The 20,660-nt window shown below is 72.6% G+C and carries 21 protein-coding genes; 2 read left to right on the top strand and 19 right to left on the bottom strand.

Going from position 1 to position 20,660, the window contains the following annotated elements; all coding sequences use genetic code 11:
• Nucleotide 1: 1 nt before the first annotated feature.
• The 13 genes from SGLAU_RS23910 to SGLAU_RS23850 all read right to left on the bottom strand — a co-directional run bounded on the left by SGLAU_RS23910 (nucleotide 2) and on the right by SGLAU_RS23850 (nucleotide 8,618).
• A complete protein-coding gene (locus SGLAU_RS23910; RefSeq protein ID WP_078957863.1) occupies nucleotides 2-403 on the bottom strand; it encodes a YraN family protein in 402 nt (133 codons plus the stop codon).
• Nucleotides 404-503: 100 nt separating this feature from the next.
• Complete coding sequence (locus tag SGLAU_RS23905) at nucleotides 504-812, bottom strand: DUF2469 domain-containing protein (protein ID WP_003965949.1); 309 nt, start codon at nucleotides 810-812, stop codon at nucleotides 504-506.
• 56 nt (nucleotides 813-868) lie between these two features.
• Nucleotides 869-1,396 carry an NUDIX hydrolase gene (locus tag SGLAU_RS23900; protein ID WP_043504421.1) on the bottom strand — a complete coding sequence of 176 codons (528 nt, stop codon included), beginning with the start codon at nucleotides 1,394-1,396 and terminating at the stop codon, nucleotides 869-871.
• Nucleotides 1,386-2,156 carry a signal peptidase I gene (lepB, locus tag SGLAU_RS23895; protein WP_043504420.1) on the bottom strand — a complete coding sequence of 257 codons (771 nt, stop codon included), beginning with the start codon at nucleotides 2,154-2,156 and terminating at the stop codon, nucleotides 1,386-1,388. Before lepB (SGLAU_RS23895) ends, SGLAU_RS23900 begins: the two co-directional genes overlap by 11 nt.
• 76 nt (nucleotides 2,157-2,232) lie before the next feature.
• Complete coding sequence (lepB, locus tag SGLAU_RS23890; protein WP_078957862.1) at nucleotides 2,233-3,210, bottom strand: signal peptidase I; 978 nt, start codon at nucleotides 3,208-3,210, stop codon at nucleotides 2,233-2,235.
• The gene (lepB, locus tag SGLAU_RS23885) at nucleotides 3,098-4,237 is read right to left on the bottom strand and encodes a signal peptidase I (protein WP_043504416.1); all 1,140 of its coding nucleotides are present in this window, start codon (nucleotides 4,235-4,237) and stop codon (nucleotides 3,098-3,100) included. Before lepB (SGLAU_RS23885) ends, lepB (SGLAU_RS23890) begins: the two co-directional genes overlap by 113 nt.
• Nucleotides 4,230-4,937, bottom strand: a complete 708-nt coding sequence (gene lepB, locus SGLAU_RS23880; RefSeq protein ID WP_043504415.1) for a signal peptidase I — start codon at nucleotides 4,935-4,937, stop codon at nucleotides 4,230-4,232. Before lepB (SGLAU_RS23880) ends, lepB (SGLAU_RS23885) begins: the two co-directional genes overlap by 8 nt.
• Nucleotides 4,938-4,997: 60 nt before the next feature.
• Nucleotides 4,998-5,348 carry a 50S ribosomal protein L19 gene (gene rplS, locus SGLAU_RS23875; protein WP_043504413.1) on the bottom strand — a complete coding sequence of 117 codons (351 nt, stop codon included), beginning with the start codon at nucleotides 5,346-5,348 and terminating at the stop codon, nucleotides 4,998-5,000.
• 133 nt (nucleotides 5,349-5,481) lie between these two features.
• Nucleotides 5,482-6,315, bottom strand: a complete 834-nt coding sequence (gene trmD / locus SGLAU_RS23870) for a tRNA (guanosine(37)-N1)-methyltransferase TrmD (RefSeq protein WP_043504411.1) — start codon at nucleotides 6,313-6,315, stop codon at nucleotides 5,482-5,484.
• Entirely contained in the window at nucleotides 6,315-6,890 is a 576-nt protein-coding gene (gene rimM, locus SGLAU_RS23865; RefSeq protein WP_043504410.1) for a ribosome maturation factor RimM, read from the bottom strand. Before rimM ends, trmD begins: the two co-directional genes overlap by 1 nt.
• 107 nt (nucleotides 6,891-6,997) lie before the next feature.
• The gene (locus tag SGLAU_RS23860) at nucleotides 6,998-7,237 is read right to left on the bottom strand and encodes an RNA-binding protein (protein WP_030612780.1); all 240 of its coding nucleotides are present in this window, start codon (nucleotides 7,235-7,237) and stop codon (nucleotides 6,998-7,000) included.
• 2 nt (nucleotides 7,238-7,239) lie between these two features.
• Nucleotides 7,240-7,662, bottom strand: coding sequence for a 30S ribosomal protein S16 (gene rpsP / locus SGLAU_RS23855; RefSeq protein WP_043504409.1), 423 nt, complete (start codon nucleotides 7,660-7,662; stop codon nucleotides 7,240-7,242).
• Nucleotides 7,663-8,012: 350 nt separating this feature from the next.
• The gene (locus SGLAU_RS23850; protein ID WP_043504408.1) at nucleotides 8,013-8,618 is read right to left on the bottom strand and encodes a hypothetical protein; all 606 of its coding nucleotides are present in this window, start codon (nucleotides 8,616-8,618) and stop codon (nucleotides 8,013-8,015) included.
• 557 nt (nucleotides 8,619-9,175) lie between these two features.
• Between SGLAU_RS23850 and SGLAU_RS23845 the strand changes: the two genes are divergently transcribed.
• Nucleotides 9,176-10,024 (top strand): class I SAM-dependent methyltransferase, encoded by an 849-nt coding sequence (locus tag SGLAU_RS23845; protein ID WP_078957861.1) that lies wholly within the window; start codon nucleotides 9,176-9,178, stop codon nucleotides 10,022-10,024.
• 344 nt (nucleotides 10,025-10,368) lie between these two features.
• Here the strand turns inward: SGLAU_RS23845 and ffh are convergent, their stop codons facing one another.
• From ffh to SGLAU_RS23820, 5 genes are all read right to left on the bottom strand, one after another.
• Nucleotides 10,369-11,922 carry a signal recognition particle protein gene (gene ffh / locus SGLAU_RS23840; protein ID WP_043504405.1) on the bottom strand — a complete coding sequence of 518 codons (1,554 nt, stop codon included), beginning with the start codon at nucleotides 11,920-11,922 and terminating at the stop codon, nucleotides 10,369-10,371.
• A 240-nt stretch (nucleotides 11,923-12,162) separates the two neighbouring features.
• Complete coding sequence (locus SGLAU_RS23835) at nucleotides 12,163-14,631, bottom strand: [protein-PII] uridylyltransferase (RefSeq protein WP_043504403.1); 2,469 nt, start codon at nucleotides 14,629-14,631, stop codon at nucleotides 12,163-12,165.
• A 34-nt stretch (nucleotides 14,632-14,665) separates the two neighbouring features.
• The gene (locus tag SGLAU_RS23830) at nucleotides 14,666-15,004 is read right to left on the bottom strand and encodes a P-II family nitrogen regulator (RefSeq protein ID WP_043504401.1); all 339 of its coding nucleotides are present in this window, start codon (nucleotides 15,002-15,004) and stop codon (nucleotides 14,666-14,668) included.
• Nucleotides 15,001-16,347 carry an ammonium transporter gene (locus tag SGLAU_RS23825; RefSeq protein ID WP_043504400.1) on the bottom strand — a complete coding sequence of 449 codons (1,347 nt, stop codon included), beginning with the start codon at nucleotides 16,345-16,347 and terminating at the stop codon, nucleotides 15,001-15,003. The genes SGLAU_RS23830 and SGLAU_RS23825 overlap by 4 nt, the downstream gene beginning before the upstream one ends.
• Nucleotides 16,348-16,667: 320 nt before the next feature.
• Nucleotides 16,668-18,155 carry a hypothetical protein gene (locus SGLAU_RS23820; protein WP_043504399.1) on the bottom strand — a complete coding sequence of 496 codons (1,488 nt, stop codon included), beginning with the start codon at nucleotides 18,153-18,155 and terminating at the stop codon, nucleotides 16,668-16,670.
• Nucleotides 18,156-18,609: 454 nt separating this feature from the next.
• On the opposite strand from SGLAU_RS23820, the gene SGLAU_RS23815 reads away from it, so the two are divergent.
• A complete protein-coding gene (locus SGLAU_RS23815; RefSeq protein WP_043504397.1) occupies nucleotides 18,610-19,281 on the top strand; it encodes a bifunctional DNA primase/polymerase in 672 nt (223 codons plus the stop codon).
• Between the two features lie 108 nt (nucleotides 19,282-19,389).
• Here the strand turns inward: SGLAU_RS23815 and ftsY are convergent, their stop codons facing one another.
• Nucleotides 19,390-20,604: a signal recognition particle-docking protein FtsY gene (ftsY, locus tag SGLAU_RS23810; RefSeq protein WP_043504396.1), complete on the bottom strand. Its 1,215-nt coding sequence runs from the start codon at nucleotides 20,602-20,604 to the stop codon at nucleotides 19,390-19,392.
• Nucleotides 20,605-20,660 lie beyond the last annotated feature (56 nt).

Genomic DNA, 20,660 nt, shown 5'->3' with positions numbered 1-20,660 from the left:
CTCAGGCCACCCCCCGGGCGTGCTCGACGACGGGAGCGCCGCGGTGGGGCAGGACGACGCCGACCAGGTCGATGCGGACCCCGCCGGGCGGCGCTCCTCCGTGTTCCTGCAGCCAGCGTTCGGCGAGCCGGCGCAGCCGGGCCGCCTTGACGGGGGTGATCGCGGCCATGGGGTGCTGGAACCGCCCGGCCCTGCGGGTCTTCACCTCGCAGACCACGAGGGCGTCGCCGTCCCGCGCCACGATGTCGATCTCACCGGCCCGTCCGGACCGCCAGTTGCGCTCCAGGACCGTCATCCCGGCATCGGCCAGCCGCCGCGCGGCCAGCTCCTCGCCGTACCTGCCGAGTGCGCCGCGCGCCAGATGCGTGTTCATGTCGGCACCACCTCCGGCGCCAACCGTCACGCATCCGCCACCGCGGAGTGGATCTTGGTGGACAACCCGGCGGCTGTGGACAACTCCGTCACCCGCACCGGTGCCGGTCATCCACCGCAGGCCGCCCCGATCACCCGCCCGGCAGTTCCAGGTCGCTCTTGTTCAGCTCCTCGATGTTCACGTCCTTGAACGTCAGCACCCGCACCTGCTTCACGAACCGGGCCGGCCGGTACATGTCCCACACCCAGGCGTCCGCCATGGACACCTCGAAGAACACCTCACCCTGGACCGAGTGCACCTGCATCTCGTAGTCGTTGGTCAGATAGAAGCGCCGCTCGGTCTCGATCACGTACTTGAACAGACCGACGACATCGCGGTACTCCCGATAGAGCTTCAGCTCCATCTCGGTCTCGTACTTCTCGAGGTCCTCGGCGCTCATGGCATGTTCCCCTTCAGCCGTGCGATCCCACCATTGTGCGCCAGTCCCGCGAACCCCTAGACGATTTCCGTGTCGAGGATCTCCGGACGGGCGGGGGGACCTTCGTCGAGCAGCCTGCGCAGCAGCCCGGCGAGTCTGGTCGGATACACCGTCTCATGTGCCCGGGCCAGTTCCCGGCACGTCCACCATCGCGCTCCGACGACGCTGCGCCGCTCCAGCTCGGTGAGACCCGTGGCCCGGGTCGCCGTCTGGCTGGTACGGGCCAGGTAGTACCACTCGTCCTGGGTCCAGCGGCGGCCGGCGAACGGGAAGGAGCACATCCGCCGCCACAGGACCGGGCCGAGCTCGACGTCCGTGATGCCCGTCTCCTCGACGAGTTCCCGCAGTGCGGCCTCCTCACGGGTCTCGTCGCCCTCGACACCGCCGCCGGGGGTGAACCACCAGTCGTCGGCCGGATCGCCGGGCTCGTGGCCGTGCAGCAGCAGGATGCGGTCGTCCGGGTCGAGCAGCACGACCCGGGCCACCCGGCGCACCTCGCCGGACAGCTCGCCGGCCGTGCCCGCACCCGTGGGCTCAGCGGGCACCGGGAGTCTCCGTCCGGGCCCGGGCCCGGGCCGCGCGCTGGGCCAGCGGGCCGTAGGCGGCGCCGCCGAGCACCAGCACCGCGCCCCCGACGATCAGCGCGACCACGGTCCGCAGCGGCCCCGGTTCGGACAGCGGGCCGCCCAGCGCCTCGAAGCCGGCCGGACGCGGCAGCATGCCGTCCATCGGCCACACCACGGCGTCGACCCGCGCGGAGACCCTGTCGCGGGCCACGGTGCCGCGCGCGGCGTCGGTCAGATGGGCGGTGGAGTCCAGCGAACCGTGCCGCTCGTCACCGAGCAGGAACAGCCGTCCCTCGGGCACGGTGACCGTCGGGAAGCCGGCCGCCCCGGCCTGGCCGTCGGCCAGATAGGGCTCCTCGATCTGCTTGCCGTTGACCGTCAGCCGGCCGTTCCGGCAGCAGGCCACGGTGTCTCCGCCGACGGCCACCACCCGCTTGATCAGCGGCGCGTCACCCCAGCTCGCGTCCTTGAAGACCACGACGTCGCCGCGCCGTACCTGCGCGCCGTCGATCCGCTGGGCGAGGACCCGGTCGCCGGCATCGATGGTCGGGGCCATGGAGGTGGTCGGCACGGTGTACGGCCGGTAGACCACCGCGCCCCAGCCGAACGCGGCGAGGAACAGCACGAGGCCCAGCGCGACCGCCAGCCCGGACAGTCGCTGTCCGGTCCGGCCGCCCGCCGGGCCGTTGCCTGTGCCCGCGCTGCGCGGGGCCGTACGTGTCGTGCTCTCGCCGCCCATGGGTCCGCACCCTACCCGGCGGTACCCGCGCCGGTCAGCCCTGGCGCCGTCGCGGCGGAGCGGTCTTGTGCCGCTCTCAGCGGCCCTCGTCGTCGCCGTGCTTCCTGCGCCGCCACAGCGCCACCGGCACCACGCCCGCCAGGGCCAGCGCCTGCGGCGCGGCCGTCAGCGCGGCGGCCGACGCCTTGTCGTTCAGCCCCGGCTGGTCGAAGGTGTCCGGAACCGGCAGGGTGCCCCAGCGGTTGATCGGCCAGGCCTTGACGATGGCCCGTCCGACGACCTCGTCCACGGGGACCATGCCGTGGTACTTGTCCGACTGGTTGTAGCGCGAGTCGCGCGAGTTCTGCCGGTGGTCGCCCATCACCCACAGGTAGCCCTCGGGCACCTTCACCTTGAACTGGCCACCGGTGTCGTCCACGCTGCACGGTGTGTTGCCGGGGTACACGTACGGCTCGTTCAGCGCCTTGCCGTTGACCTTCAGCGGTCCCGTGCCCTTGCACTCCACGGTGTCGCCGCCGACCCCGATGACCCGCTTGATCAGGTCCTTCTCCTCCGCGGACGGCATGAGGCCGATCCAGCTGAGGAAGGTCTGCAGGGCGTTGGGCTCGGGCGTCACCTCGCCCGCCAGCCACTGGTCCGGGTCGTGGAAGACGACCACCTCGCCGCGCTCCGGCTCGGAGCCGAACCACGGGGTGAGCTTGTCGACGAGGACCCGGTCGCCCTTCTGCAGGAGGTTCTGCATCGAGTCGGAGGGGATCGAGAACGCCTGCACCAGGAACGTCTTGATCAGCAGCGCCAGCACCAGCGCGATACCGATCAGGATCGGCAGCTCCTTCCAGAAGGAACGCTGCTTCCTGGCGGGCGTGGCGGCGGAGCCGCCCGGTTCCTGGTCCCCGGCCCGGTCCTGTTCGTCGCTCACCCTGCCGTCCTCGGCCGCTGTGTCACTCCCGGAGCCGACGGCGCCGTCCACGGCCGGGCCGGCCGCTTCCACGGGGTGTCCGCGGTGCTCCTCGCCGTCGTGTCCGGACCGTGCGCCAACCGCCACATCCCCCACGCCAACTCCTTACTCTGTGCCGCTGCCTGCCCCGGGTACGGCGCAGGCCCACCACTCCCATAACGAGCGGGAGTTCCGCAGGGCTCGGGAGGTGGGTCATTGCGTTCGGATCCGGCGCGCCAGGGTCCGGGGGCCCCGGATCCGGCGCGCGCGGAACGTCGGAGGCAACCCTATGCGACACAGGGGCGGCAGCGGCCGAACCGGACGCCGGGTCGGACACGGAGGCGAAGGTTTCCGGTTCGTCCAGCGTGGTCCAGTGGTTGAACGGCCAGGCGATGACGACGGCCCGGCCGACCACCTGGTCCTCGGAGACCGTGCCGCCGTAGTCGGTGTCCTGGTGGGCCCGGGAGTCCGCGGAGTTGTCCCGGTGGTCGCCCATGACCCACAGGCGGCCCTCCGGCACGGTGACGTCGAACTGCGTGGTGGAGGGCGCGTTGCCGGGGTACAGGTAGTCCGCCTCGTTCAGGGGGACGCCGTTGACGGTGACCCTGCCCTGCGCGTCACAGCACCTGACGCGGTCACCGCCGACCCCCACGACCCGCTTGATCAGGTCCTTCTCGTTGTCGGAGGGCAGCAGGCCGATGAAGGTGAGCCCTTCCTTGACCTGCTTGACGACGACGGGGTCGTCCTTCTTCTGGGCGGGCAGCTCGTCCTGGAGCCAGCCGCCCGGATCCTTGAAGACGACGACGTCGCCGCGCTCCGGCCGGGAGCCGAACCACGGGGTGAGCTTGTCGACCAGGACCCGGTCGCCGATCTGGATCGTCTGCTCCATGGAGCCCGAGGGGATGACGAAGGCCTGGACCAGGAACGTCTTCAGGACCAGGGCGATCAGGACGGCGACGCCGATGAGGAGCGGTATCTCCTTGATGGCCGACCGGCGCCGGCGGCGCTTGACCTTGCGCTGCAGCTTGCGCCGCTCCGCGCGGGTACGCCCGCCGGCCGGCCGGGAGGCGCGCCGGCTGCCGGTGGGCAGGAGGTCGTCGACGGGACTGCTCGGCGTGCCGCGCGGTTTTCCGCGGTTACCCATGGGCACCGCCCGCCGCGCCGGAACCCCCCGGTACGCGCGCGTAGACATCCGGCCGGTCCAGGCGCGTGAGGTGGCCGACGGGCCAGACGATCCAGTCCGCGCGGCCGATCACGTCCGCCACGGGGATCATGCCGCCGCCGGGCGAGCCCAGGTGGTCGCGGGAGTCGCTGGAGGCGCTGCGGTGGTCGCCGAGGACGAAGAGCCGGCCCTCGGGCACGACCACGTCGAAGGGCACCGTCGACGCACGGTCGCCGGCGTGCAGGAACGCCGACTCGTCGACCGACCGGCCGTTCACCCGCAGCCTCCCCTCCCTGTCGCAGCAGACCACCCGGTCTCCCCCTACGCCCACCACGCGCTTGATGTAGTCGGCGTCACCGAAGTACCCGGTGCCGTCGAACACGACGACGTCACCCCGCCGCGGCTCGGCTCCGAAACGGTACGCCACCTTGTTTACGAGAACGCGGTCGCCGATCCTCAATCCGGGCTCCATCGATCCGCTGGGGATCTGGAACGGCTGCGCCACCAGGGTGTTGAGCAGCAGCAGGAAGAACAGGCAGACCAGCGCGGTCAGGGTGATCCGCCCGCCCGGCAGCCGGCCGGCGATCCGCGGCACCAACGCGAAACGCGACCGGCCCTCCGGGCCCGGCGGAGCGGGTTCGGAGGAGCGGTCGCGCTCCGTCGGCTGTGCTTCGGTGTCCATCGGTGCCCGATGCTATCCGGCTCCGCTGTGGACCCCACGGGGACGAGCCCCGGGAAGCGCTCAGTTCTCGCGCTTCTCCTTGATCTTCGCCGCCTTGCCGCGCAGCTCGCGCAGGTAGTACAGCTTGGCGCGGCGGACGTCACCGCGGGTGACGAGCTCGATCTTCTCCACGATCGGGGTGTGCACCGGGAAGGTGCGCTCGACGCCGACGGAGAAGGAGACCTTGCGGACCGTGAAGGTCTCGCGCACGCCGGAACCCTGGCGACGGATCACCACGCCCTTGAACTGCTGCACACGGGAGCGGTTGCCCTCGATGACGCGGACGTGGACGTTGACGGTGTCACCCGGGCGGAAGGCCGGGATGTCGCTCCGCAGCGACGCGGAGTCGACGGAGTCGAGCAGGTGAGACATTTCGTCTGCTTTCTTCGCTGATGCCACAGGTCATCAACGGGAACTAGAGGTTCTGGGATGGGCCGTGCGCGTCGGGGCGGGCGTCGTGTCCCCCTGTGGCAGGGGCGCACGCCGGACGGCGCACAACAGCGGCCTATTCTTCCACGTCACCGGTCCTGCGCCAAAATCGGCCGTACGGCTCGCCCTCCGGGTCGGGCGCCCAGCCCAGGATGGAGAGCATCTCGCGGTCCTTCTTGTCGAACGCCCCGGGCTCGCAGCGCTCGATCAGGTCGGGCCGGTTGCGGGTGGTGCGCCGCAGTGCCTCGTCGCGGCGCCAGCGGGCGATCTTGCCGTGGTGTCCGCTGAGCAGCACCTCCGGGATGCCGCGGCCGCGCCACTCGGGCGGTTTGGTGTAGACGGGCCCCTCCAGGAGGCTCGCCATGGCGCCGGGCGCGAAGGAGTCGTCGCGGTGCGACTCGGCGTTGCCGAGGACACCGGGCAGCAGCCGCGCCACGGCCTCCGTGATGACCAGGACGGCCGCCTCGCCGCCGGCCAGCACGTAGTCGCCGATGGACACCTCGTGGACCGGTATCCGGGTGGCGTACTCGTCGACGACCCGCCGGTCGATGCCCTCGTAGCGGGCCGGGGTGAAGATCAGCCAGGGCCGCTCGGACAGCTCGACGGCCAGTTCCTGGGTGAAGGGGCGGCCGCTGGGGGTGGGGACGATGAGGGCCGGGCCGTGCGAGCCGGTCTCGTAGCCGTCGGCCAGGACGGTGTCCAGGGCGTCGCCCCAGGGGTCGGTCTTCATGACCATGCCGGGACCGCCGCCGTACGGGGTGTCGTCGACCGTGTTGTGCCGGTCGTACGTCCACTGCCGCAGGTCGTGCACCCGCACGTCCAGCCGCCCGCGCGCGCGGGCCTTGCCGACGAGGGAGACGTTCAGCGGTTCCAGGTACTCGGGGAAGATGGTGACGACGTCGAGCCGCATCACGCCTCGTCCCCGCCGGACTCGCCGGACTCGCCGGACTCGTCGCGGCTGGAGGCGATCTCCGCGCGGTCGTCGATCAGCCCGGGCGGCGGGTCGATGACGGCCCTCTGCTCCGCCAGGTCGATCTCGGTGACGATCTCCTCGACGAAGGGGATCATCACCTCGCTGCCGTCGGGCCGCTCGACGATGAACAGGTCCTGGGTGGGCAGGTGCGAGATCTCGGTGATCCGGCCGACCTCCGCCCCGTCCGCGGTGACCACGTCGAGGTCGATCAGCTGGTGGTCGTAGTACTCGTCCTCCCCCTCGGGCAGTTCCGCGGGGTCGACGTCGGCGATCAGCAGGGTGTTGCGCAGGGCCTCGGCGCCGTTGCGGTCGGTGACCCCCTCGAAGCGCAGGAGGAGGCGGCCGCTGTGGACACGGCCGGTGGCGATGGTGAGGGGCCCCGCGGAGGCGGGGTCGGTGGCGAGTACGGCGCCGGGGGCGAGCCGCAGTTCGGGCTCGTCGGTGCGGACCTCCACGGTGACCTCGCCCTTGATGCCGTGGGCGCGGCCGATCCGTGCGACTACCAGCTGCACTGTGCTTGCTCTCCTGTCGAACGACTGCGAGCCGAAGGCGGCTCACACGACTGCGGGCCGGGGACGGCCCAGTGGCCCTCCCCGGCCCGAGCCGGTGCTGTGTTGCGTCAGCGGACGTCGTCCACGTCGACCAGGTCGACGCGGACACCGCGGCCGCCGATGGCGCCCACGACGGTCCGCAGCGCGCGTGCGGTGCGGCCGTTGCGGCCGATCACCTTGCCGAGGTCGTCGGGGTGGACCCGGACCTCGAGCACCCGTCCGCGGCGCAGGTTGCGCGAGGCGACCTGCACATCGTCAGGGTTGTCGACGATGCCCTTCACGAGGTGCTCGAGAGCCTCCTCGAGCATGCTCAGGCCTCGGTCGACTCGGAGGACTCGGCCGCGGCCTCGTCCTTCTTCTCAGCCTTCTTCTTCTGGGTGATGGCCTCACCCTTGCCCTCGTCGTCGCCGGCCAGGGCCTCGAACGACGGGCGCGCCTTCTTCGGCTCGGCGACGAGCAGCGGAGCCGGGGCGGGCTCGCCCTTGAACTTCTGCCAGTCACCGGTCTTCTTCAGGATGGCGAGAACCGGCTCGGTCGGCTGGGCGCCGACACCGAGCCAGTACGCCACGCGCTCGGCGTCGACCTCGATGACCGACGGGTTGTACGTCGGGTGGTACTTGCCGATCTCCTCGATCGCACGGCCGTCACGGCGGGTGCGGGAGTCGGCGACGACGATGCGGTAGTGAGGCGAACGGATCTTGCCCAGACGCTTCAGCTTGATCTTGACTGCCACGGGAGTGGGTTCTCCTGGATTTGACGTGGTTGGGCACGGCGAGCATGCCGCGTGGGGTTGCGGTACCCGAGTGCCCGATGGACGCGTCAGCCGGAGGAGAGAGGGGTCCTGTGCGGCTGTCGAGTACAGCTGGCCATTCTGCCACATCCCACGGGGCACTTCCGACCTGGGGGCGTCCGGGCATGGGTGCGGAGCACCCGGCGCAGAGGTGAAACGGCGTCGGGTGCGCGGTCCGGCGGCGCGGGCTGCCTCCCCCCGCTCCCCGAGCGGGGGACCCGCGCGCCGGTACCTCGCGTCGGCACCCCGGCACGAACCGCCCCGCCGCCGGCATCCACGAGATGCCGGCGGCCTCAGCCCGCCGTGCCCGCGCCGACCACCTCGGGGATCCGGAACGGCTTGCCGCAGCCGCCGCACACGATCGGGGCCTGCGCCAGGACCGACGGCACGACCCGGACGTTGCGCCCGCAGTCGCACACCGCCTTGACCCGCACGCCGCCGCCGGACGAGCCGTGGCGGGCGGCCGGGCCGCGGAAGGTGCGGGCCGTGTCGGCGGAGGTGGCCGCCGTGTGCGCCTTCAGGGCCCGCTGGAGGCGCTCGATCGTCGGGCGGTAGCGCCGCTTGGCCTCGGGGTTGAGCGTGACCAGCGAGAAACCGCTGCTCGGGTGCGGTTCCTCGGGGTGGTCCAGGCCCAGCTCCTCGGCGATCGCGAGGAAGCGGCGGTTGTGATAGCGGCCGGCGCGGGAGGTGTCGCGGATCCCGCGCGCGGCGGCGATGCCATGGACTGCCTCGTGCAGCAGTCGCTCGAAGGAGAGTTCGTGTCCGCAGGCGGACGACGACTCTCCGATCAGGGACTCCGGCGCGGCGAGATCGGGCAGCTCGGGGTGGTGCCGCTGAATGTCGGCCCACGCCTGCGCCAGCTCCGCGGCGAGAACAGGTGGTGTCTGTGTCGTGCTCACGTAATGACAACGAGCCGGGGTACCGCTGTGTTCCTATTCCGGGGCATCCCAAATAATTTGCACGTACCCGTCAGTTGCCGCTCATGCGTCCCGACGAGGGCGGGTGCGCCGATCCGCGGAGAAGCCGCACAGCTCATCACAAGGTGGTACGTAGCCTGACGTACGCCCCGACGCGTGCGCCCGGCGTGTACGCGCCGGTGCGCGGGCCGGTCCGCGGGCGTCCGTCGAGACCGCAAGGGGCGTTTTCGGCCGAGTCGGCCCCACTTGGGTCAGCGCGCCCGGCTCCTGTGACGTTACCGGGTGCCTCCCCGGCGCCCCGCACCGCCCCACCGTCCTCGGCCGACGGCGCGGGCGCCGCCCGTGCGACGCCGTGTCGCGCGCATTGCCGGCAGGTGAAATCTCGCCCCGGCGCGCGCCTGCGGCCAAGCCGCGGCCCCGTACCACTGGACGCCACCGCGAGCCCGGAGTTTCCTGACATACGGGGGGCGACCGCACGTCACGGGGGCTTCAGGAGAACGGGGACAGAGGCAACTCTCGGCGGAATGGGGCGCTTGCATATGACACCTACGCTCGTGCGTCAGCACCCGCGCGCGGGGGGCACCCCCCGCGTCGATCCGAGTGCACGCGCGCGTGACTGGTCCGAGATCCAGGAGCGGATGCTGGTGCCGCTCTACGAGGCGGTCCACGACCGACTGGACGTGGGCCCCGGCACCAGGCTGCTCGGCCTGGGCTGCGGCAGCGGCCTCGCCCTGCTGATGGCGGCCTCCCGGGGCGCCACCGTCACCGGCGTCGAGCTCTCCTCACCCGAACGGCTCACGTACGCCCGCGACCGGCTCCGCTCCCGGGTGACGGACGCGCACGCGGGTGGCGATGCCGTCGTCGGCGACTCGCTCGGCGACCTCGACGTGCGCCGGGACGGCTACGGCCTGGTCACCGCCTTCGAGCCCATCGGGTGCCGCGCGGGCGACTCGGAGGGACTCGCCGCGCTGCTCACGGCGGCGACGCCGCGCGCGAAGCGCGGGGCGGCGGTGGTGCTGGCCGGCTGGGGGCCGCCCGAGCGCTGCGCCACCACCGGCGTGCTGCGGGTGGCCGACAAGCTCGCGGACCCGGCGCGTGGCGCGGGCCGCTGGCGCCCCGCCCTGCGCGACGACCTGGAGGAGGTCGCCGAACGCGCCGGGCTGCGCCCGGACGGCTCGGGGCGGGTCGCCTGCCCCTTCGGCTACGCCGACCTGGACAGCGCGGTGCGCGGACTGCTCTCCACCGGCCTGTTCGACGCGGCGGTCGGCGCCACCGACCAGGAGCAGGTCGAGGCGGAGCTGCGGGACGCCCTGCGTCCGTACCGCCGCCGGGACCGCACGGTGTGGATGCCGAACGTCTTCCGCTACCTGATCGCCCGGGTGCCCTAGGCCCACCGTCCCGGGACGCCGGTGACGCGTGCGGGGTGCTTGAGCCGACGACGTCGCCCGGCTCGACCGCGGCCCCGTCGACGGCCGGTCGGGTCCTCCCGGAGCCGGTCGAGCGTGAAGGCGGGGCGCCGGGTCTCGGACTCGCCTCGAGTGGATCTCGCCGGTTTCGCCGTCGCCGTCCTGCTTGCTGAACTCGGCGGGGGGCGTCGGCCGGGTTCCGCCGGCCGCCGCGCGAGCCTGTGCGCGTACGGCGCCGTGCGCCCGCCGTTCCCCGGGCGTGTACGACGCCGGGGGCGCCCCCTCGGCGAGGGGGCGCCCCCGGCGGGCGCACGGTCCGACGACGGTCAGCCCATGAACTTCTTGAACTCGTCCGGCAGCTCGAAGTCCTGGCCGGCCTGCTGGCCCGGCAGCCCGAACGCGCCGCCGTTCTGCGCGGCGGCCGCGCGGCGGGCGGCCTCCTCCTGCTCCTGCTGCTTGCGCTTCATCGGGTTGCCGGAGCGCTGCTTGCCCTTGGCCTTCTTCGGCTGCTTCTTGCTGCGGCCCGGGCCGCCGCCCATGCCCGGGATCCCCGGCATGCCCGGCATCCCGCCGCCCTGCGCCATGCGCGACATCATCTTGCGGGCCTCGAAGAACCGCTCGACCAGGTTCTTCACCGCGCTGACCTCGACACCGGAACCCTTGGCGATGCGGGCGCGGCGCGAGCCGTTGATGATCGTCGGGTCCTGGCGCTCGGCCGGGGTCATCGACTTGATGATCGCGGCGGTGCGGTCGACGTCCCGCTCGTCCAGGTTGTTGATCTGGTCCTTGATCTGGCCCATGCCCGGCAGCATCCCGAGCAGCTTGGAGATGGAGCCCATCTTCCGGACCTGCTCCATCTGGGACAGGAAGTCGTCGAGGGTGAACTCCTGGCCCTTCTTGGACGCCAGCTTGGAGGCCATCTTGGCGGCCTCTTCCTGGCTGAAGGTCTTCTCCGCCTGCTCGATCAGGGTGAGCAGGTCACCCATGTCGAGGATGCGGGAGGCCATCCGGTCCGGGTGGAAGGCGTCGAACTCGTCGAGCTTCTCGCCGTTCGACGCGAACATGATCGGCTTGCCGGTGATCTGCCGGATCGACAGCGCCGCACCACCGCGCGCGTCGCCGTCCAGCTTGGAGAGCACCACACCGTCGAAGCCGACGCCGTCGCGGAAGGCCTCGGCGGTGTTGACGGCGTCCTGACCGATCATCGCGTCGACGACGAACAGGATCTCGTCGGGCGAGACGGCGTCCCGGATGTCGGCCGCCTGCTGCATCATCTCCTGGTCGATGCCCAGGCGGCCGGCGGTGTCGACGATGACGATGTCGTGGACCTTCGACCTCGCGAAGTCGATGGAGTCCTTGGCGACCTTGACCGGGTCGCCGACGCCGTTGCCCGGCTCGGGCGCGTAGACCGCGACGCCGGCGCGCTCGGCGACGACGCTGAGCTGGTTGACGGCGTTCGGGCGCTGGAGGTCGCAGGCGACGAGCAGCGGCGAGTGGCCCTGTTCCTTGAGCCAGCGGCCGAGCTTGCCCGCGAGGGTGGTCTTGCCGGCGCCCTGGAGACCGGCCAGCATGATCACGGTCGGCGGCTGCTTGGCGAAGCGCAGCCGGCGGGTCTCGCCACCGAGGATGGTGACCAGCTCGTCGTTGACGATCTTGAGGACCTGCTGGGCCGGGTTCAGCGCCTTGGAGACCTCGGCGCCGAGCGCGCGCTCCTTGACGTTCTTGATGAACGTCCGCACGACCGGCAGGGCCACGTCGGCCTCAAGCAGCGCGATGCGGATTTCCCGCGCCGTGGCGTCGATGTCCGCCTCGGACAGCCTGCCCTTGCCCCGCAGAGACTTGAAAGTGGCTGACAAGCGGTCGGAGAGAGTATCGAACACGGCGGCGTCGGTCCTCGAGGTCGGGGGCGTTCTGGGTTGCACTCCAGGGTATCCGCCCGCGCAAGCAATTCGTCCCTTCCCGCTGCGGAGAGGGGGCGGGGACGGGGAACCCCGCGCCGGCCGGGAGCGGGCGGGCCGCGTCCGTGCCGGCGGCTCCCGGCCGTGTCCGTGCCGCGTCCCCCCGGCCGCCCCCGCGAGGAGCGGGAGCACGCCCGGTGGACGCACCGCGCGAGCGCGCCGTCACCCCCGCAGCGTCTCCTCCAGTTTCCCGGCCACCGCCGCGGCCTCCTCGTCCGGCAGGGGGGCTCCCTCGGCGTCCGTGACGTAGAACGCGTCCACCGCGTTCGCGCCCAGCGTCGAGACGTGTGCGCTGCGCACCCGGACCCCCGCGTCCTCCAGCGCCCGTCCGATGCGGAAGAGCAGCCCGGGCGCGTCCTGGGCGCGGACCTCGATGACCGTGGCGTGCCGGGAGGCGGCGGAGGCGACCGTCACCCGCGGCGGGGGCGCGGTCACCCCGCGGCGGCGCGGGTAGGCGGCGTCCCGCTCCGCCAACCGCCCGGCGATGTCCAGGGTGCCGTCCAGGGCCCGCACCAGGTCGGCGCGGAGCCGCGCAGCCTGGGGCAGGGAGCCGTACTCGGCCGCCACCCGCCAGTCCAGCAGCAGGACCGGGCCGCCCACGCCGTCCGGCAGGGGCAGGGCACGCAGCTCGGCCGTCCGCACCGTCAGCCGGTGCAGGGCGAGGACGCCGGCGACGGCGGGCAGCACCCCCGGCTGGTCGGGGACGGCGACGAGCAGTTCGGCACCCAGTGGCTCGGGCGCGTCCGCCGGTGCCTCCGGGGGCGGAGGGCCGGCCGGTGGTTCGGTCTGCGGGCGCAGCGCCGGCACGGGGCCACCGGTGCGGTACGCCTCGACGGCGAGCCGTTCCTGCTCGGCGGTGGGGGCGGCGGCCTCGGGCTCTTCGGGGGCGTTCCCGGCGAGCACGGCCGAGACCCGTGCGACGAGGTCGGTGACGAGCGAGCCGCGCCACGACGACCAGGCGGCGGGTCCGGTGGCCAGCGCGTCGGCCTCGGTGAGCGCGTGCAGCAGTTCGAGGGTGCTCTGGGTGCCGACGGCCTCGGCGACGGACCGCACGGTGGCGGGGTCGTCGAGGTCACGGCGGGTGGCGGTCTCCACCAGCAGCAGGTGGTGGCGTACGAGGGTGCCGAGCACGCCGGTGTCCTCGCGGTCGAAGCCGATCCGGCCCGCCACGTCGCGCGCGATGATCTCGCCGGCCACCGAGTGGTCGCCGGGCCAGCCCTTGCCGATGTCGTGCAGCAGAGCGGCGACCAGCAGCAGGTCGGGGCGGCTGACGCGGCGGGTGAACGCGGAGGCGCGGACGGCGGTCTCGATGAGGTGCCGGTCGACGGTCCACAGGTGCACGGCGTTGCGCTGCGGACGGCAGCGCACCCGCTCCCAGTCGGGCAGCAGGCGGGTGACCAGCCCTTCGGCCTCCAGTGCCTCCCAGACCTGCACGGTCGGCCGGCCGGAGCCGAGCAGGGTCACCAGCTGTTCGCGCGCCTCGGCGGGCCAGGGGGTGGGCAGGGGGCGCACGGTGGCGGCGAGGCGGCGCACGGCGTGCAGGGAGAGCGGCAGTCCCGCCTGTGCGGCGGCGGCCGCGGCCCGTAGGGGGAGCACGGGGTCGCGCTCGGGGCGCGCGGTGCGGGCGAGCACCACCTCGCCGTCCTGTTCCACCACCCCTTCGGCCAGCGGCGACCGCTCGGCGGCCGGCTTGCCGGCACCCAGCATCGCGCGCAACCGGGGCCGCACGGCGCGCGACCGCAGCACGCGCCCCACCTCGCGCCAGGTGACGTCACTGGCGTACGCGATCACCCGCGCCGCCTCGTAGACCTGCCGCAGCAGCGTGTCGGCGTCCAGGAGCCCCAGCTCGGCCGCGACCTGGTCCTGTTCCTGGAGGGAGAGGCGGTCGGTGGCGCGCCCGGTGGCGAGGTGCAGGGCGTCCCGGACGTCGAGGAGGCGGCGGCGGGCGTCGTCGAGGCCCTCGCGCGGGGCGTCGGCCAGCCAGGACGCGGCGACGGCGCGCAGCACGGTGGCGTCCCTGAGCCCGCCGCGGGCCTCCTTGAGGTCGGGTTCCAGCAGGTACTGCAGCTCACCCTGGCGCTCGGCGCGTTCGGCGCACAGCTCCCGGAGTTCGGGCAGGCGCCTGGGTGCCTGGTTGCGCCAGTCGGCGAGGACGGCCGTGCGCAGTCCGGCGGTCAGGGCGAGATCACCGGCGAGGTGCCGGGCGTCCAGCAGGCCGAGCTGGACCTTCAGGTCCTCCGCGGCGGTCCGGCGGGCCTCGGCCGGGGTGCGCACCGAGTGGTCGAGCGCGAGTCCGAGGTCCCAGACCGGGTACCAGAGGCGGTCGGCGAGCGCGGCGACGGCGGCCGCGTCACCGCCGTCGTGGAGCAGCAGCAGGTCCAGGTCGCTGCGCGGGGACAGTTCCCCGCGGCCGTAGCCGCCGACGGCGACGAGCGAGACGCCCTTCAGCCCGCCGCCCGCCGCGGCCCCGGCCTGGAACAGGGCCGCGAGCCAGTCGTCGGTGAGCTCGGCGAGGGCGGCACGGCGCGGCGGCCCGGACCGCGCCCCCTCGGTGAGGAGGCGCAGCCGGGCCGCCGCGTAGCCGCTGGGTCCCGGATCCCGTGCTTCCGTGTATGCGTCCGTACTCGTCACCCGGCGACTCCTGTTCTCTTCGGCCGGCGCCTCGTCAGAGGGCGTCCGGCCCGCGCTCGCCGGTGCGGACCCGGACGGCCGTGTCGACCGGCAGGGACCAGACCTTGCCGTCGCCGATCTTGCCGGTGCGGGCCGCCTTGACGATGACCTCGATGAGCTGTTCGGCGTCGTCGTCCTCGGCCAGCACCTCGATACGGATCTTGGGGACCAGGTCGACGGTGTACTCGGCGCCTCGGTAGACCTCGGTGTGGCCGCGCTGGCGGCCGTAGCCGCTGGCCTCGGTGACCGTCAGGCCGTGCACGCCGAAGGCCTGGAGGGCTTCCTTGATCTCGTCGAGCCGGTGCGGCTTCACGACGGCGGTGATGAGCTTCATGCGTCCACCTTCTTGGACTCGGCCGGGGCGGTGACAAGGGCGGTGGCCGCGGAGGCGGAGCGGGAGGTGCCGCCGCCGGCACCACTGAAGTCGTATGCGGTCTCGGCGTGTTCGGCCAGGTCGATGCCGGCCACCTCGTCGTCCTCGGGGACCCGCATGCCGATGGTCCGGTCGAGGACGAAGGCGAGGACCGCGGAGACGACCAGGGAGTAGGCAAGGACCGCGAAGACACCGGCGGCCTGCTTGCCGAGCTGGCCGGCGTCGCCTCCGTAGAAGAGGCCCTTGACGTCGGACTGGCCCTCGCCGGAGGCGAAGAAGCCGACGAGCAGGGAGCCGGCGATGCCACCGACGAGGTGGACGCCGACCACGTCGAGGGAGTCGTCGTAGCCCAGCTTGTACTTCAGGCCCACGGCCATGGCGCACAGCAGACCGGCGACGGCGCCGACGGCGATCGCGCCGAGCGGGTCGACCGCGCCGCCGGCCGGGGTGATGGCGACCAGACCGGCGACGGCACCGGAGGCGGCGCCCAGCGTGGTGAAGGCGCCGTGGCGCAGCTTCTCGTAGATCAGCCAGGCGAGCATCGCGGCGGCGGTGGCCACCTGGGTGTTGACGAACATCAGGGAGCCGACGCCGTCGTCGTTGCCGAGCCAGGAGCCCGCGTTGAAGCCGAACCAGCCGAACCACAGCAGACCGGCGCCGAGCATGACCAGCGGCAGGCTGTGCGGGCGCATCGGGTCCTTCTTGAAGCCGACCCGCTTGCCGATGACGAGGATCACGCCGAGTGCGGCGGCACCGGCGTTGATGTGCACGGCCGTGCCGCCGGCGAAGTCGATGACACCCAGTTCGAAGGCCCAGCCGCCGGTGCCCCAGACCCAGTGGGCGACGGGGAAGTAGACGATGGTGGCCCACAGGGCGATGAACAGGGCCCAGGCGGTGAACTTGACCCGGTCGGCGAGGGCGCCGCTGATCAGGGCCGGGGTGATGATCGCGAACATGAGCTGGAAGACGGCGAAGACGAGGACCGGGATGGTGTAGCCGTCCCAGATCGCGTCCTTGCCGATGCCGGTGAAGCCGACGTAGTCCGGGTTCCAGGCGAAGATGCCGCCGGAGTCGTCGCCGAAGGCCATGGAGAAGCCGTACAGCACCCACAGGATGGTGACGATCCCCAGGCTGATGAAGCTCATCATCAGCATGTTCAGGGTGCTCTTGACCCGGACCATGCCCCCGTAGAAGAAGGCCAGGGCCGGGGTCATCAGCATCACCAGGGCGGAACAGATGAGCATGAAGCCTGTGTTGGCGGCGGAGATCTGTGTCTCCGCGGCAAGCGTGATGGCTGGTGCCATCGGCGTCTCCTCGTCGTTGGATACGGCCCCGTGCGGGCGAAGCCTGGAGCGGATTGAGGGGTGGGCCGGTTATGCGCCACGAGATTGGCGCAGCGCGGTTTCGGTGGAAGCCCCTCGTTGTTTCGCCGCCGTGACGAAGGCGCCATGCGTGTTACGCGTCGATGAATTGCCGGATTCCGGGCCGCGCGATCGTTATCGTGGCGCAATCTTCCCGCGGACAGCGGAAACCGGCCGCGGGCGGCCTTCCGATGACCTGGCATGGGGGAGCCGAGTCGGGCAGTTCGGGAGGGCCGGCCGCGGCCGGGGCCTGGGGGCCGGGGTCAGACCGCCCCGGCGGTCTCGGGCAGTTCCGCCGCGAGCTTGTCGGTGAGGTCGACGACCTCGGCGAGATCACCGAAGTCGCGGGCGGCGGTGTCGACGGTCTTCCGGATACGGGTGTTGACCCGCTCGGAGCGGATCTTCCCGGCGATCCGCATGGCCTGGGCCGCGTAGTCGGCGCTCTGCTCGGGCTCGCGCCGCAGGAGGTGGACGGAGGCCATGCCGATCAGGTTGAGCGCGTAGGACCGCTGGTGCTCGGCGTCCTGGGCGAACAGCTCCACGGCCCGCCGCATCAGGGGTTCGGCCAGGGAGGCGTAGGTGGGGCTGCGGCCGGCGACGTAGGCGAGGTCACGGTAGGAGTGGCTGTTCTCGCCGTGCAGCTCGGCCTCGGAGAAGAAGCGGATCCAGTCGGGGTCCGGCTCGTCCCAGTCCTCCGCCTCGGCGAAGACGTCCTCGGCCATGCGCACGGCCCGCTTGGTCTTGCCGGGCTGGCCCATGTTGGCGTAGGCACGGGCCTCCATCGCATACAGCATGGCCTGGGTGCGCGGACTCGCGCAGTCACGGCTGCCGTACTGGGCCAGGTGGATCAGTTCCAGTGCGTCGTCGGGCCGGCCGAGGTGGATCATCTGGCGGCTCATGCTGGAGAGGATGTACGAGCCGAGGGGGCGGTCGCCGGCCTCCTTCGCGGCGTGCAGGGCGAGCACGAAGTACTTCTGCGCGGTGGGCTGGAGCCCCACGTCGTAGCTCATCCACCCGGCCAGTTCGGCCAGTTCGGCGGCGACCTTGAACAGCTTGCGGGTGGTGGCCTCCGGCTGCGGCTCCTGGAGCAGGTCGGTGACCTCGTGCAGCTGGCCGACGACGGCCTTGCGGCGCAGTCCGCCGCCGCACTGGGCGTCCCACTGGCGGAACATCACGGTGGTGGACTCCAGCAGGTCCAGCTCCGGCCGGGACAGCCGCCCGCGCGCGCGGGCGGCGGGCGCGGACCGCGGCTCCGGCGGTGCCGGGGCCCGGGGCGAGGACGGGGCGGGGACCAGCCAGCGCTGCATGGGCTCGATGAGGGCCGGGCCCGCGGACAGGGCCAGCGAGGTCCCGAGGAAGCCGCGCCGCGCCAGCATCAGGTCGCTGCGCGAGAACTCGCTGAGCAGCGCCACCGTCTGCGGGCCCGTCCAGGGCATGTCGACACCGGACGCGGAGGGTGCGGGGCGGGCGGTGCGCAGCCCCAGGTCCTCGACGGAGACGACGCAGCCGAACCGCTCGGAGAACAGCTCGGACAGGATCCGGGGGATCGGTTCGCGCGGGTTCTCCCCGTCGAGCCAGCGCCGGACGCGGGAGGTGTCCGTCGAGATGTGGTTGGCACCCAGCTGGCGTGCACGGCGGTTGACCTGGCGGGCCAGCTCGCCCTTGGACCAGCCGCTGCGCACGAACCACGAGCCCAACAGCTCGTTCGGGCGCTTCTCAGCGTTCGTCCCGCCTCCGCCGTTGCCGCCCACTGGAACGCCCCCATCCCTCAGACCGCTTGTCATCGAGTGCGCCAAACCCTATCAGAATGCCCGCCGGGCGTGCCGCCCGTCTCGGAGTTGTCACCCTTCGAACGGGGAGGCGACTTGCCTCCGGCATACCCACCGGCGCATGTGCCCGGCCTGCCGTGCACACACAGTAATCCCACGATCACCCGTCCAGCCATGGCGCATCGGCAATCGCCACCATTCGCCACCCCTTCGGATGAACTCTTGGTGGCCCCCACACGATTCACTTGACACATGGCTGCCGTAAGTGGGCGGGCGAGAGCACTTCGAGGCGCATACGGCTGAGCGCACCACCCGGTGCGCTTCCAAGCGCCGAGTGCGGCGCGTTCCACCGGGCAACCCGGTAAGGGTGGTCACGTTCCGCAGCCGCATCGACCCGCGTCGTAACCACCGGTGCGCCGGACCCGTTGGAGGGGGCATGGGCTTCACGATCGGCAGCAGCCGGGGCATCCGCGACATCCGGAGCGGCGGGCGCCGCCGCGGTCGCGCCTCGGAGTGCACCGCCGTGGCCGAGTACACGGGGCTGTGGGGGTGGGACGTCGTACCGGGTGCGCGGGCCGCCGCGGGTCTGTGCTCCTGCGGCCGCCCCGACTGCCGCGCGCCGGGCGCCCATCCGCTGCACTTCGCCCCCCGGGTGCCGGCCGGCGCGACGCTGGACCAGGTGACCGGCGCGTGGGCGGAGTTCCCGGGCGCGGCGGTGATGCTGCCGGTCGGCCGGGCCTTCGACGTGATCGAGGTGGCCGAGCCGGCCGGGTGGCACGCCCTGGTCCGGCTGGAGCGCATGGGCCTTCCGCTCGGCCCGGTGACCGCCACCCCGGACGGCCGCGCCCAGTTCTTCGTCGCCCCCGGCGCCGCCGCCGAGCTCCCCGCGCTGCTCTACCGCATGGGCTGGGACGACGCGGCGCTCGACCTGCGCGGCCTCGGCCCGGGTGCGTACATCACGGCGCCGCCCTCCGACCGCGGCGGCCTGGGCCCGGTGCGCTGGCTGCGCTCCCCCGCGCTGGACTCGGCGATCCGCCCCCCGGAGGCGCGGCTGCTGCTGGGCACGCTGGCGTACGTGGCACACCGGTCACGCGCCTGGCGGGCGTGACACCCGCCTACGACGGAGCGCCCGCTCCCTCCTGCACCAGGGGGCGGGCGCTCGCGTGTGGCACCTACGGATGCACGGAGGTGCGCCTCCGGGTTTCCGGGCGTGGTCTCACTCCCCGATCAGCGCGTCCACGAACGCCTCCGGTTCGAACGGCGCGAGGTCGTCCGCGCCCTCGCCGAGGCCGACGAGCTTGACCGGGACGCCCAGCTCGCGCTGGACGGCGACGACGATGCCGCCCTTGGCGGTCCCGTCGAGCTTGGTGAGCACGATGCCGGTGATGTCGACGACCTCGGCGAACACCCGGGCCTGCACCAGACCGTTCTGACCGGTGGTGGCGTCGAGGACGAGCAGCACCTCGTCGAGCGGGGCGTGCTTCTCGACGACGCGCTTGACCTTGCCCAGCTCGTCCATGAGGCCGGTCTTGGTGTGGAGGCGGCCGGCGGTGTCGATGAGGACCACGTCCGCGCCGATCTCCTTGCCCTCCTTCACCGCGTCGAACGCGACGGAGGCCGGGTCGCCGCCCTCGGGACCGCGCACGGTGTGGGCGCCGACGCGCTCGCCCCAGGTCTGGAGCTGGTCGGCGGCGGCGGCGCGGAAGGTGTCGGCGGCGCCCAGGACGACGCTGTTGCCGTCGGCGACCAGGACCCGGGCGAGCTTGCCGGTGGTGGTGGTCTTGCCGGTGCCGTTGACACCGACGACCATCACGATGCCGGGCTTGCGGCCGTCGGGCTCGGTCCGCACGGTGCGGTCGAAGTCGGTGCCGACCAGGGTGAGCAGCTCGTCGCGCAGCAGGGCGCGCAGCTCCTGGGGGGTGCGGGTGCCGAGCACCTTCACCCGCTCGCGCAGCCGCTCGACCAGTTCCTGGGTGGGCTGGACGCCGACGTCGGCGGTGAGCAGGGTGTCCTCGACCTCCTCCCAGGTGTCCTCGTCGAGGTGCTCACGGGAGAGCAGGGTGAGCAGGCCCTTCCCGAGGGCGTTCTGCGAGCGGGAGAGGCGGGCGCGCAGGCGCACCAGGCGCCCCGCGGTGGGCTCCGGGATCTCGATCGGGGGAGCCTCGACGGGCTCCTCGACGACGGGAGGCTCCTCGACGGCGGTCGGGGCCGAGCCGCCCGGGAGGTCCACCTCCTCGATCGTCCTGCGCGGTTCCTCCTTCGGCGTCTCGGCCTCGTCGCCGACGTGCGGCTCGGCCGGAGGGGCGGTGAGGTCGGGCGTCGTGGGGGGCGGCGGGGGCAGCTGCTTCTTGCGTCGGCTGCCGACCACGAGCCCGCCGAGCGCGCCGAGCACGACCACGGCGATGACTACAGCAAGGATGACGATGTCCATAACGCGTCCAGTATCGGCCATGGGGGTCCGCCGAACCCTTTTTGTGGCTTCCTCCG

It is taken from the genome of Streptomyces glaucescens, assembly GCF_000761215.1.
GTDB classification, from domain to species: domain Bacteria; phylum Actinomycetota; class Actinomycetes; order Streptomycetales; family Streptomycetaceae; genus Streptomyces; species Streptomyces glaucescens_B.
Note: the sequence above shows the minus strand (reverse complement) of the source record. Positions and strands in the feature narration are given on the sequence as shown.